The organism is Serratia sp. 201 (genome assembly GCF_037027545.1).
GTDB lineage: Bacteria > Pseudomonadota > Gammaproteobacteria > Enterobacterales > Enterobacteriaceae > Serratia > Serratia bockelmannii.
Window position 1 is genome coordinate 92,604 of record NZ_JAXCHC010000004.1, and the last position, 13,467, is coordinate 106,070.

Here is a 13,467-nt window from a genome sequence, read left to right on the forward strand (position 1 = left end):
GCGATTTTTTCGTATTAATTACGGGATGTATTTTATAAGTCCATGTTCCTGGCTAGAACTGACTCTATGGCTTTTTTGATGTCATTCAATCTAACTGGCTTGGTTAAGATCTCAACATCTTTAATGGGGCTTTCGTTCGTATATGCACTGATGAATATGAATGGCGTACTTTTATTTGGGCCTTTATTTTCTTTGACCATTCTATACAGTTCATCACCTGTGATAATAGGCATTTGTAGATCGCTCAAAACAAGGTCAAAAGATTTCCTATATAATTTCTCCAAAGCTCTTTCTGGGGATGTCGTATACTCTACTGAGAACTCACCTTGAAGAATTGATACCAGTGATTCGCATGCCATTTCATTGTCGTCGATAATTAAAATGCTGATTCCTTTAGCTGAGAAAGGCGTATCTTCTATATCAGTAGTAGTGTCAATCTCTTCAGGTGTTGAAAGTTCAATAGGTAGTGACACGGTAAATGAGCTCCCTTTACCGATGTCACTTTTTACATCAATTGTTCCGTTCATGGCTTTAACAACACCATGAACAATTGCCAAACCCATTCCAAAACCGGGAACCTTATTATCATTCCCAACCCGGATGAACGGATAGAATATTGTATCAATCTTGTCCTTCGGAATGCCTTGACCTGTGTCTTTGACTTTGATAACCAAACTGGATTTATCGTGGATATTTGCGCTTACCTGCACGAGACCATTGTCTGTGTATTTTATTGCATTGGTGACAATATTCTCTATGATTTGCATGACCCTTGATGGATCGCTTTTAATATATGTATCTGGAATATTATCTATGCTTACACTAACATTTTGCTTGTTCAATATGGTAATACTTTGTTCGACAGTATCATGAACAATCTTTCGTATGTTAAATGATGATTTTTTTATTTCAACGTTACCATTATCGACTTTGGCAAACTCAGCGAGGTCTTTCATCTGACGTTCCATTTTCATGGCAGCATTCTCTAATCGCTCAAAGTGATTGAATGCTATAGCATCTTTTTTCTGAATAATCACTTCAACCGACGAGATTATTGCCTGAAGTGAAGTTCTTAATTCATGACCCAGCACTCCGAGGAAAGCATTTTTATTGTTAAAAGATTTCTTTTCGGACTCTAATTGATTATTGATGGACTTTACTTGTCGATATGAAATAAAAAGCATTAACAAAAACAGGAAGTACAGTGTAGCAATTGGAAACTTCATTGAGTTAGCTTTGTCGATATAGTCCTGTTGAATTATGTTTCTTTGCCTGACTTCTGCATGGTCAGATATTACCACTAGATCTTTATTTTCTTGCCCTATTAATTCGATGTTATTAAGTATGATCGAATAGTCAGGGGTTGATTTATTTAGTTCGGTATCGATATTTTCAAGGTTGGCATTTATTTGCTCTACAGTTTTAGCATAGCCTTCTTCCTCATATAAATATCTAGTTGAAACGCTTTTATGTAATAGCACATTTGAGCTTGAGAATAGGAGGTCAAGTTCTGTTTGTAATTCCTCTTTATCATTGTTACCTAACCGAAGTTGGCGCTCAATTTTTGCATTAAATCCTGCTAGTCTGATCGTGAATTTAGCAATTGCCCAAGCGTAGTTCTCTTGAGGTCCTGCTGAGTTCATATTATGGCTTGTGGAGAAGTACTGTTCATACATCCACGCAAACCCACCCGTTAGCACCAGGAAAACTAATAAGTACTGGATGATAAGCCTTTTCAGTTTCATTTTTCTAATACCGTTATGCCGCTGACCTGCCAAATATGACGAGCTTGATAAGTAGGACTATTGAGTTTATCGTAAAATTTGTCCATCGGGTAAATGACGAAGTATGGTCCAAAGTCTCTTACTTTCAGAGGGTTCCCATCCATTTTGTTTGCCAGCAAGATGTCGAATTGTTCTATGTCTGAGACTGGGATGTCGACCCAGTAATCATTTAATGCCCTAATTCTTAGCGTTTTTCCACGGGCACCAACAAGTTTCAACAAATCTTTGAATTTTACGCCTTCAAAATCAACAATACGCCCCGGAACAGTCCAGGAAGTTGTCGTCTTTATATGGCTTTTTTCCAGCATGTTGAACTCTTTTGCTGATAAGATGTATCCATCTTCGTAATTTCTATTAGTTATTTCGCCATCGATATAGATATCTCCTTTATTTGCGGAAGATGGCGCTGAAATAAATAAAGCGACTAAAAAAGACAATGCTAGAGATATTAATTTACGCATAATAATCCTCAAATTCCTTACTGATTAAATCGAGTAAAAATACATTCTCACTGTTATGTATGCCCTCTGTTTTATTATTTCCTATGTAAATAGAGGTGCAGTTATCATAGTATAAGCTGCGTAGTTCAGGTTTCACTGTTGTGAATATACAAGTAGTGGGTATTTTAAATCCCGCGCCAATATGCAAGGCTGCTGAATCACACGTGTAAAGATGCTTCGCATTTTTAATGATGGATGTAAAATAAGTCGTGTTTTTAGATAATGAAGTGATGTTCGTATAATTATCATGGTTAATATCACTAAACCCTAAGACCTTAACCTTAAATTTATCGCCGAGGTAAGATATTATTTTTTTATGATATTTACTGGGTATGCTTCTTATTTTTGTACTAGCGTATGGGCAGAAAAGAACATACTCACCCAAGTTTACATCTTCGATAGGCGCTTTATTGAGCCATGAGTTGATCTTTAAACTGGCTGATACATGTTTGTGTTCTATGCCTAAACTTCTTAAAAAGAAGTCATGCATTTCCAGTGTGTTAAAATCTTTCCAGTATAGTTGGTTTCCGATATCTATTACTAGGTCTGCATCGGTAGCCCTGGTAATGTCAAACGGCATATAGGAAATGTCATCTATTATATGCTTTGCCAACGTATAAACTTCATTAACATAGTTAGGGCAGTTTTCAGGACGAATGATTCTGATGTCGATGTTTGGATTGAATATTTTTATTACATTCAGTGCTGATATTCCTACAACTGAATCACCCAGTGTAACCCCTAACCCATTGATGATGGTAAGGCTTTTTGCCGTTGAATAGTCCACAGATATTTTACTGATTGCATTATTATGAATAATAGAGTCATTCAAGGGAGATATTTCTCCACACAGATTATCTTTACCCACACCATAGGGAGACACTATGTATCTTCCATCAAGCAATAGACTTCCTGTATACGTCAGTAAATTATCGTTCATAATTATTCACTTGGGAAAGTGTTTATCCACTAATGATTTTATCACACTGGCTTTGATAGGTTTCTCGTGAGGTCCTGTTATATCATAATCATTTATAGCACTTGCGATCTCGCTATCTACGATCCCTGACAGTTGCCCGGTAAGAACCAGTATCATGGCATTATTATTTTCAGTTTTTCTTATCTCTTTAATCGTGCTGAACACGGTCTTTGTTCCTACGACCCAATCTAGAATATACGCATCATAAGGCTTATTTTTCAGGCTCTCTTCTAATGAATCAATATCATAAAAGGCATCGACAAGATATTCATTGTTTACAATGATTTCTTTGAGGCTATCGACGATGTTTTTGTCATCATCAAGAATTGCGATTCTGTGTTTTTCTTCATTTTGTTTTTGAGGATATAACTGAATCACTTCAATGTTGCGTTTTGAATCGAATAAAACATCATCTTTTATATCGTTAGTATGAAAAACAACCCACTCATCATTAATCTTTAAGGCCGAATATTCAGTTGTATCATTAGCGTTCACATTAGATAGGTATATTTTGCATTTAACATTAGTTTTGCCATCATTCCATATAGCATCATGTACTTCGTTTATTGAATAATTATAAATGTCAAAGAAGTCACTCATCCTCATATCGATAGAGTCAATAACTTTAACCAGCTGGGATACCTCCCAGTTTGAGGCGCCGCTCATCTTTTTTTGGGCTGCAGCTGTTGTGATGTCCAGTACGTGGCTCGTATGGCTGATGTGTTTTTGCTTTGGAATTCCTTTCATCGTCATCGCTTTGGCAATGACTTCCCCAAGTGCAGTTTTATTGTTGGTTACCATCTCCCACCTTCAGCCTTTTTAGGTTTAAAAAACAAACATCATTCTACACTCCAAGTTGTTTAATTCAAGAAAACCGCACAGTTGTATGTCGCAGAACGATTTATTGAATCATGAAAGTGTCATTTGTGTTGACATGGGGTCGCTGTAGTTGTTAGAAAGGAGCCTGAGTGTGGAGGCTCGCGGTGCTTAACTGAGGCTTCTAAGCGTTATGTTCATCTCCTTTCGGGAGAGCATAACGCTCAGGTGATGCTACAGCGCACAACACCAGAGAAAGCGCCCACTCAACGTTTGGAAAAACCAAACGATGCGGAGGGATGCGCAAAAATCATGAGGGTGGACATTTCATTTGTAGATGCATTTTGTGAATCGTCGGAACGCCCCGTAATAAAAATCACCTGATATTTGTTGTTCTTGGCACCAGGGAAACCTGATAAAAACACAATAAAACAATAGATTGTTAGCTTTGGGGTTGCCTTCGGAGGTATAGGCTTCCCCACGGTTTTTGCCCTAAGAGACTCCAGCAATGAGGGGTTGATAGCTGTCTATCAACCTGAAAACGGCTGACTGCGGGAATCTATTTCTTTCGGGAAAAGGTTTTTCTGTGGTGCTGGCTGTACTGACCTGCGCAGGATAAGCGCCGGTCAAGTTTTACGGAGTGCTGCTTATGTCTTATTGTGATACACCTGAACAGGCCGCCATCATTGGTTGGTCCGGTCACCGCCTGGTGGTCAGGGCGTTTGCCGGCACTGGTAAAACGTCTACATTGGTCCGTTTTGCCCAAGCAAACCCGGATTGCAGAATGCTTTATCTTGCCTATAACCGTGCAGTCAGGGATGAGGCTGAGCAAAAATTCCCGTTTAACGTTGAATGTAAAACGTCGCATCAGCTGGCCTGGCCTAACTTCGGGCGCCATTATCAGCGGCGGTTGACAGCTAACCTGCGGATCACTGACGTTGCTCGCCAACTCAATACCCGCTATTGGCCGCTGGCACGCACATCTATCACGACCTTTAACACTTTCCTCTGCAGTGGGGATGGCGAATTGGGTTTGCAACACTTGCCTGATGAAGACTCACGCAGTGGTTTGTCGCCCGATAAAATCCTGGCAGCGGCGCAATTGCTTTGGCGCGAGTCTGCACGCCAGGATGGTACTTTCCCTGTCACCCATGACGTTTACCTCAAGCTGTATCAGCTCTCTCAGCCCGACCTTTCCAAACGCTGGCAGACGCTCCTGTTTGACGAGGGGCAAGACGCGAATCCGGTGACGCAGTCACTGGTACTGGCGCAGGGCTGTGATGTGGTGTTGGTTGGCGACCGGCATCAACAAATCTACCGATTCCGTGGCGCGGAAAATGCCCTCGATGCTCCTGAGTTGGCCGATGCGGACCGACTTTACCTGACTCACAGTTTCCGTTTTGGTCCTGCCGTGGCACAGGTGGCCAATATGCTGCTTGCCCGGCAAGGCGAAACGATGTCTGTGGTCGGGGAGGGGGGAAACGACAGGGTTGTTGGGTGCATACCTGATGACGTGAAGGGGCAGCCTGTTGCCATATTGAGCCGAACGGTGGCGGGGGTCATCGGCGCTGCGCTGGATGCCAGCCTGGCAGGGAAGAAGGTCTACTGGGTTGGGGGTATCAGCGGCTATAAAACGGAAGAACTGGAAGATCTGTACTGGTTCTCGGCTGACATGCCTGAGCGGATGAAATCTCCGCTGCTGGCGCGAGAATACCGCAACTTTGAGGAGTTTGAGTCGGTTGCCAGAGCAACCCGGGATGTTGAAATGAACCAAGGCCTGCGGTTACTCGAACAGTACTTCCCGCTGCCACAAAAGCTGCAGGTGATGCGCGAGCATGCAGTGACTGATGAACGCCAGGCTCAGGTAACCGTTTCGACGGCGCATCGAAGCAAAGGGCTGGAGTGGCCTGTGGTGGTGTTGAATCATGATTTTGCCGATATCACAGATCCTCTGATGGCCGACAGCGAACGTACCGATGAAACCAACCTGCTGTATGTCGCTGTGACCCGGGCCCGGCAAACGCTGGTACTGAATGAATTGCTCCAGGTGTTGATGGACAACGTGGGTAATGATATCGCCGGAGACCTGGCATGCTGAAGGCTATCAAAGAACTGCTGGTTGGAACCCGGGTTATGTCGGCAAATCCAACGGCAAGCATTTCAGCCTCTCAATGTCCTGTAGGTTATTTTATGCCGGCATCCGCAGAGCAGCTTTTGAGCACGGCCTCTCGTCAGCAGTGTTTACAGCAGCTGTGGGAGAACAGCGCTCTCCCCAAAGATCTCTATGAACATTTCTATCTGCAACCCTTGAAGCAGCTTGTTACGCTGATGCAGGTACTTCCGGCCGCGTCCCAGGGGGAGTATGCCAGGGAAGGAGGACTGGTCGATGTTACCCTGCAGACGACGACGTATGCGGTTCGACTGGCCAAAGGACACATGTTGCCCCCAGGGGCAGCGCCCGAAGAACAATCCGCCCAGAATGTGCAGTGGAATGTCGTGGTGTTTTATGCAGCGCTATGGCACTACCTGCCGCTGTTGACTCAGCTGCAGGGGGAGCTTCAAAGTGGCCGAGCCTGGTTACCTGGTTTGACGGTGCCGGGTGAACCTTACCGTTTTCGCTTCAGAGCCACTCCGTTAGCCCCGACTCTGGCCAGCAGTCAGAGTGCAATGATTGCGGCACGACTGCTGCCTGAAGATCTTATTGAATGGTTGTCAACACTACCAGCGGCGATACATTCGTTGATGACGATAGCGTCCAGGCAACCGAGCACATTACCTGCAATTGACGATATTACTCTGGAGGCGGCCAAACTGGCTCGTGGCGATGGTTTGGCCGTATCGCTTTTGCCGATATCCAACCCCGACACACTGGCAATAACCTTACCGTCAGTGGCGCCGGCGACAGAACATATCACCTCTTCAGTACCCGAGACTGATTTGCAAGGTGCAGTCAACAGTATCCATCCTCCTCTCGCTCAGGAGCAACTGCCGGCAGAGACATTAGATCAGCCCAACGAAAATGCACCGTTAGTCACGGAAGTGTTACTTAGCTCGGCCCTGGATGCGCCGGTCAACGATAAGCCTTTGGCTGAGATGGTCCTAGCACCAGAAACGGTGGTTGGTGTGGAAGAAGATATGCAGGCTCTGTTGTCATTGATGGCGGTAGAGGTGTCAGTACCGACTTGCCTGGATAACCAAGAAGAGGGAAACGCCCCTCAGAAAGAGAGCCTCCTTCCTGAAGAAGAGCAGGGGTCGGTACATGACATAACTACTGTAATTGAAGATGACTGTGTTTTACCAGGCGTAATAGAACCTGAACTACCAAAGAGCACGGACACAACGGCTATTTTAGAGGCTCAACATTTATCAAAGGATCCACGGTTAGAAGAAAATAACGTGGAAGGTATTTTGAATGCGGAGAGTAATGTTGGGAACGCATTTCTACAGTGGTTGAGTCTTGGGGTAAAAAAAGGGGATATATCCGTTAATACCTTAGGTTCCAGAGCACATATTGTCAGTGGGTTCGTTTTTCTCTGCGTTCCAGATATTTTTCATCTGTATATCAAAGAAAATAATTTGGAGCGTACTGACCGAAATGCTATCCAAAAAGCGTTTGAAAAACTGGGAAGACATCGGATCCGTAAGGGGCAGCGATTCTTTATTGGCCATCTTTATGAAAAGCCTGAGGGGGTGGGTACATATCGTCGTATCAATGGTTACCTGATTAAGGCAAATAGTTTGTACGGTGGGACACGCGTGCCAGAGGACAGTCAGTTACTCGTGATCCCGTAGTCTTTTGATGCAGGGAGAATCTCATAAATGTTGGGTAAAACTGACGGATTGTGAGTGGATAAATGAACTCATTCGAGGTTATGAAATGAAAAGTGAAGAAAAAATGCACGATGAGTGGGAGTTCTTGCTCGAGGAATATTTTTTCACCAAACAACTACGCGCAGCAACGGAATGGAGTTATAGGAAAGTAGCACTAACATTTACGCGTTTTATTGGTGGAACTATAACACCCGCTATGGTGACGCAAAGGGATGTGTTGCTTTGGCGTCGGCATCTGTTAAAGGAGAAAAATCTTTCGGTACATACCTGGAACAATAAGGTAGCCCATCTGCGGGCAATATTTAATTTGGGTATAAAAAAAGCGTTGGTTCAGCACGGTGAGAACCCTTTTAATGGAACGGTAGTTCGATCTGATACTAAGAAAAAACGAATATTGACGAAGTCTCAATTGACCCGTCTTTACCTCGTGATGCAACAGTATGAACAGCGGGAGAAGGAGAGAAAACCAGTGAAGGGGGGAAAGTGCGCACTCTATCCTACCTGGTTCTGGATGACGGTATTAGACACATTTCGATATACCGGTATGCGTAACAATCAGATGATCCACATCCGCCTGAGAGATGTGAACATTGAGCAAGGTTGGATCGAACTTCGACTTGAAGGTAGCAAAACACATCGAGAGTGGAAAGTACCGGTGGTTCGTCAATTAAGGGAGCGAATAGAGCTGCTCATGATGCGTGCAATCGAGCGAGGTGCGGGTCAGCATGACCTGCTTTTTGATGTCAAACGGTTCACCAATCCACGGAATACTCATTACATCTATGACGAGAAAAACGTTCTGCAGTCATTTCGTAGCTTCTATCGTCGGTTGTCCAGGGAGAGTGGTTTCGATATTTCCTCACACCGTTTCCGTCACACACTTGCCACGGAGTTGATGAAATCCCCGGACAGAAATCTAAAACTGGTGAAGGATTTGCTGGGTCACCGTAACGTCAGTACCACAATGGAGTATATCGAATTGGATATGGAAGTAGCAGGAAAAGCACTAGAACAGGAGCTTGTTTTACATACGGATATCACTGCTACGAGAAGCTTACAAAGCTTGACACAGGCATGATTTGCTGTGAATATCGCCAGTGATCGAGAAAAGGACGCCTGTGGGCCAACACAGGCATCCTTCTTGAGGAATTCAACTTACAACGTCGCGGTAGTAAACAGTTACTCTGTTATCACTTTGACAAGTCGATTCCGTATTAACCACCCGTTAAAGTTCTCATCCTTTAACCAGTGTGCATTGATGCAGAATTAGTGGTGCCCGGACTCGGAATCGAACCAAGGACACGGGGATTTTCAATCCCCTGCTCTACCGACTGAGCTATCCGGGCAACGGGCAGCATTAAACCGTATTGGCCGAAAGCCGTCAACGGCTTTATGCGTGAAAGACGTTAAAATGCCTCCGGTTGCTGGCTTTTCAGGCAAAGGGCGCAAAAAATGCGCCTGTTCTGGCTATCACCTTGGGTTGGCTGTGCCGCCAACCCTGCCGATTCAGCTCAACGCCCCGTTGCGGCGGCACTGCGCCACCTGCAAGATGTCTTCCGCCAGCCGTTTGGCGACCGATACGTCCTGGAGCTGGCGTTTTACCAGCAGTTTGCTCAGGCAGCCTTCCTGAATCAATTCCATTTGCTGCGCCACCATGTCGGCGTCGTCGGCGTCCATGTCGCGCAGCAGTTCGCGGGTTAGCTCCAGTGAGGTCAGCTTTTGCTGCTCCGCCAGTTGGTGGATCGGATGATCCGTTTCCGGGAAGAAGCTGCAGGCGGCAATAAACAGGCAGCCGGGGTATCGGTCTTGCTGCACGTATTCCGCCAGCACGTCATAGCGCGCCAGCAGCTTTTGCTGCGGGCTCAGGCTTTCGTCCAGCAGCAGCTGGCGGCGCCAGGTGTCGATCTGTTGGCCGTGGTAGCGCAGGCAGTCGTACAGCAGGGCTTCGCGATCCGGCCAGAACCGTTTGAGATCGCCGGGCTGAACGTCGAGTTTTTCCGCCAGCATCTCTAATGTGGCGGTCGCCAGGCCCTGTTGTTCCAGCAGGCCTAGCGCGGTATCAAGGACGTGTTCACGTTGCACTTGTGCTTCCTCCCATTCGCTTCCGATCTTCAGTGTCAGTTATCACATCACTTTCTGCAAATGCGCGTTAAAGGCCTCCGCCTTCATAAAACCGGTGACGCGCTCGGCCGTCAGCTCGCGGCCCGCCGGATCGAAGAACAGGATCGTCGGCAGCCCCAGCACCTGCAGATGCTTCAGCAGCGCCGCCTGTTCCGCACTGTTAGCGGTGACGTCCGCCTGCAGCAGCACCGCGTTGGCCAGGCTCGCCTGCACCGCGGCGTCGCTGAAGGTGTATTTCTCGAACTCTTTGCAAGCTACGCACCAGTCGGCGTATAGGTCCAGCATCACCGGTTTGCCCCGCGCCTGTTGCAGCGCGAGATCGAGCTGTTCGACGTTGTTGATGCGGGTAAAGGCCAGATGCGGTTGAGCCGCCTGCTGCGCCTGGTCGGTGCCGAAAGCCCAGTCCTGCAGCGGCCGCGCGGCGATCACCGCCGCCGCCAGCAGCAGCAGTTGCAGGGCACGCGCCCAGCCGCGTGTGCTTCTCAGGCTCAGGGCGAAGGCCCAGCCGAAGAATGCCAGGCCGAGCAGGCTCCACAGGCGCATACCCCACAGGTCGCCGATCACCCGCTCCAGCAGGAACACCGGCAGCGCCAGAATGACGAAGCCGAAGGCCTCTTTCACGTACTGCATCCACGGGCCGCTGCGCGGCAGCAGGCGGTTGCCGAACAGGGTGACGATCACCAGCGGAATGCCCATCCCCAGTGCGTACAGGTACAACGTACCGCCGCCGGCCCACAGATTACCGCTCTGGGCGATATACAGCAGGATGGCGCTGAGCGGTGCGGTGGTGCAGGGGGAACAGATCAGCCCGGCCAGGGCGCCCATCAGGAACACGCCGGTCAGTGAGCCGCCGCGCTGGGTGTTGCTCCAGTTTGCCAGCCGGGTTTGCAGCGCTGAGGGCAACTGCAGGGAATAGAGGCCGAACATCGAAAGCGCCAGCGCGATGAACAGCACCGACAGGCCAATCAGGACGTAAGGATGCTGCAGCGCCGCCTGGAACTGCAATCCGGCGGCGGCCACCACCAAGCCCAGCAGGGTGTAGGTGAGCGCCATGCCCTGCACGTAAACCACCGCCAGCGCCAGAATGCGGCCGCTGCTTTGCGGCCGGTCGCGGCCGAGGATGATGCCGGAGATCAGCGGGTACATCGGCAGTACGCACGGGGTGAAGGCGATACCGATGCCGATCAGCAATGCCCACAGCGGCGAGAACGGCAGGCTGGCCGGTGCGGCAGGGGCTTCAGCCGGCGCAGAGGCCGAGAGCGGCGCGGCGGCGGTGGCGCTGACCGCGTCCAGCGGGATGGTTCGGGTTTCCGGCGGATAGCAGAAGCCGGCCTCGGCGCAGCCCTGATAGGTGACGCTGAGGCTGGCGTTGGCCGCCGCCTGTTGCAGCGGCACCTGCAGATTCAGCTGCTGTTTGAAAATCGCCACTTCGCCGAAGAATTCATCCTTGTGGCTCAGCCCGTCCGGCAGGGTAAACGCGCCGAGCGTCGCCTGCTGCGGCACCAGTTTGATCTGCTGACGATACAGGTAGTAGCCGGGGCGGATCTGCCAGTTCAGCGTTACCTGGTTGCCTTGCTGTTTGAAATCGAAAGCGAAGGCCTGATCGACAGGCACGAACTGGCTGCCGCCCTTCGGCGCGAACAGCGAAGCCTGTGCCGCCTGCGGCAGGAAGCACAGGCTGCACAGCAGCAAAATCAGTTTAAGGAAGCGTTGATCCATAACAGGTAGTCTTTATCTCCGGCCATCACCGGCAAGACCAGCAGCTCGGGCGTCTGGTAAGGGTGATGTTGTTTCAGGGTGTCGAGCAGGGCTTGCTGACGGCGGCGATCGCTTTTGAACAGCATCTGCACTTCGTATTCCTGTTCCAGTTTCCCTTCCCAGTAATACAGCGAGGTGGCGCCGGGCAGCAGCGTGGCGCAGGCCGCCAGCTTATCGCCCAAGACCCGCGCCGCCAGTTCCTGGGCGCTGGCTTCATCGGGTGCGGTACAGAGTATGACGACAGCTTCGCAATCAGACATCTTCAGCCCTCTCATCGGTTTGAATGGGCACTATACCCTGAAGGCGGATTGGCTAGAAGGCGAGTTTATCGCCAGAAGGAAAACCGGGGCCGCAGCCCCGGTCTAAGCCTTACAGCATGACGCTGCCGAGCAGGAAGCCGAATACCACCGCGAAAATCACGCCCATGGTGCCGGGAATGAAGAACGGATGGTTGAACACGAAGCGGCCGATGCGCGTGGTGCCGGTATCGTCCATCTGCACCGCGGCGACCAGCGTCGGGTAGGTCGGCAGGATGAACAGGCCGGAAACGGCCGCGAAGGAGGCGACGGCGGTCAGCGGCGACACGTTCAGCGCCAGCGCCATTGGCATCAGCGCCTTGGCGGTGGCGGCCTGCGAGTACAGCAGCGCCGAGCAGAAGAAGAAGATCACCGCCAGCAGCCACGGGTGCGCCTGAATGACGCTGCCGGCCGTCTCTTTGATCCAGTCGATGTTGGCCTGCACGAAGGTGTCGCCCAGCCAGGCGACGCCGAGGATACAGATACAGGCGCTCATGCCGGCCTTGAAGGTGCTGGAGTTCAGCACCATGTCGGTGTCGACGCGGCACAGCAGGGTGGTCAGCGTGGCGACGCTCAGCATGATGATCAGGATGGCGTTGGTGGTGTTCATCAGCGGCTTGGCCACCAGGCCCAGGCCCGGGCTGTTGATGATGGCGTAGGCGACCACGCACAGCACGCCCAGCAGGAACAGCAGCACCGAGGTTTTGGCGCGTGGTTTGATCGCCAGCGCGTTGTTGCCGCGCAGGGTGATCAGGCCTTCTTCCAGGCGTTTCAGGTACACCGGATCGTTAGACAGCTTGGAGTCGAACAGCCAGGTCACCAGCAGCGACATCACCAGCACGGCGCAGAAGGTGGATGGGATCACCACCATCAACAGGTGCAGGTAGCTGACGCCGTGGCCTTCCATCACCGAAGACATGTACACCACCGCGGCGGAGATCGGCGAGGCGGTGATGGCGATCTGGGCGGAGACGACGGCGGTCGACAGCGGGCGGCAAGGCTTGATGCCCTGCTCTTTCGCCACCTCGGCGATCACCGGCAGCGCCGAGAGCGAGATGTTGCCGGTGCCGGCGAAGATGGTCAGGAAGTAAGTGACGATAGGGGCGAGAATGGTGATGTGTTTGGGGTTCTTACGCAGCAGTTTTTCGGTCTGCTGCACCAGATAGTCCATCCCCCCGGCGACCTGCATCGCGGAGATCGCCGCGATCACCGCCATGATGATGGAAATCACGTCGAAGGGAATGCTGCCTGGCTTGACGCCGATCAGCGCCAGGACCAGAACGCCCAACCCCCCCGCGAACCCGATACCGATACCGCCCAACCTGGCCCCTAAAAAGATGGCCAGCAGAACGATAACCAATTCTACGGCTAGCATAGTGTTT

Annotated in this window: 11 protein-coding genes and 1 tRNA gene; 3 read left to right on the forward strand and 9 right to left on the reverse strand. The window is 49.8% G+C overall.

Annotated features, from left to right (window positions below; translation table 11 throughout):
* Positions 1 to 32: 32 nt before the first annotated feature.
* The 4 genes from WA302_RS19200 to WA302_RS19215 are packed head-to-tail and all read right to left on the reverse strand — an operon-like array spanning position 33 to position 4,064.
* The gene (locus WA302_RS19200; protein WP_336064695.1) at positions 33 to 1,745 is read right to left on the reverse strand and encodes a hybrid sensor histidine kinase/response regulator; all 1,713 of its coding nucleotides are present in this window, start codon (positions 1,743 to 1,745) and stop codon (positions 33 to 35) included.
* On the reverse strand, positions 1,742 to 2,245 hold the full coding sequence (locus WA302_RS19205) for a molybdopterin-dependent oxidoreductase (protein ID WP_262190595.1): 504 nt from the start codon (positions 2,243 to 2,245) through the stop codon (positions 1,742 to 1,744). The genes WA302_RS19200 and WA302_RS19205 overlap by 4 nt, the downstream gene beginning before the upstream one ends.
* A complete protein-coding gene (locus tag WA302_RS19210) occupies positions 2,238 to 3,224 on the reverse strand; it encodes a glycosyltransferase family 9 protein (protein ID WP_262190594.1) in 987 nt (328 codons plus the stop codon). The genes WA302_RS19205 and WA302_RS19210 overlap by 8 nt, the downstream gene beginning before the upstream one ends.
* Positions 3,225 to 3,230: 6 nt before the next feature.
* Entirely contained in the window at positions 3,231 to 4,064 is an 834-nt protein-coding gene (locus tag WA302_RS19215) for a helix-turn-helix domain-containing protein (protein ID WP_079451172.1), read from the reverse strand.
* A gap of 664 nt (positions 4,065 to 4,728) precedes the next feature.
* Between WA302_RS19215 and WA302_RS19220 the strand changes: the two genes are divergently transcribed.
* From WA302_RS19220 to WA302_RS19230, 3 genes are all read left to right on the forward strand, one after another.
* A complete protein-coding gene (locus WA302_RS19220) occupies positions 4,729 to 6,177 on the forward strand; it encodes a UvrD-helicase domain-containing protein (protein ID WP_336064696.1) in 1,449 nt (482 codons plus the stop codon).
* Positions 6,171 to 7,871, forward strand: coding sequence for a TraI domain-containing protein (locus WA302_RS19225; RefSeq protein ID WP_336064697.1), 1,701 nt, complete (start codon positions 6,171 to 6,173; stop codon positions 7,869 to 7,871). The genes WA302_RS19220 and WA302_RS19225 overlap by 7 nt, the downstream gene beginning before the upstream one ends.
* An 85-nt stretch (positions 7,872 to 7,956) precedes the next feature.
* Entirely contained in the window at positions 7,957 to 8,988 is a 1,032-nt protein-coding gene (locus WA302_RS19230) for a tyrosine-type recombinase/integrase (RefSeq protein ID WP_143779448.1), read from the forward strand.
* A 192-nt stretch (positions 8,989 to 9,180) separates the two neighbouring features.
* Here WA302_RS19230 and WA302_RS19235 read toward each other — a convergent pair.
* From WA302_RS19235 to WA302_RS19255, 5 genes are all read right to left on the reverse strand, one after another.
* Positions 9,181 to 9,256, reverse strand: a tRNA-Phe gene (locus WA302_RS19235).
* 160 nt (positions 9,257 to 9,416) lie between these two features.
* The gene (dicD, locus tag WA302_RS19240) at positions 9,417 to 9,992 is read right to left on the reverse strand and encodes a division control transcriptional repressor DicD (protein WP_004929655.1); all 576 of its coding nucleotides are present in this window, start codon (positions 9,990 to 9,992) and stop codon (positions 9,417 to 9,419) included.
* A 42-nt stretch (positions 9,993 to 10,034) separates the two neighbouring features.
* A complete protein-coding gene (locus WA302_RS19245) occupies positions 10,035 to 11,750 on the reverse strand; it encodes a protein-disulfide reductase DsbD (protein WP_261456582.1) in 1,716 nt (571 codons plus the stop codon).
* The gene (gene cutA / locus WA302_RS19250) at positions 11,726 to 12,049 is read right to left on the reverse strand and encodes a divalent cation tolerance protein CutA (protein ID WP_004929657.1); all 324 of its coding nucleotides are present in this window, start codon (positions 12,047 to 12,049) and stop codon (positions 11,726 to 11,728) included. Before cutA ends, WA302_RS19245 begins: the two co-directional genes overlap by 25 nt.
* Before the next feature lie 109 nt (positions 12,050 to 12,158).
* Entirely contained in the window at positions 12,159 to 13,460 is a 1,302-nt protein-coding gene (locus tag WA302_RS19255; RefSeq protein WP_016929379.1) for an anaerobic C4-dicarboxylate transporter, read from the reverse strand.
* Positions 13,461 to 13,467 lie beyond the last annotated feature (7 nt).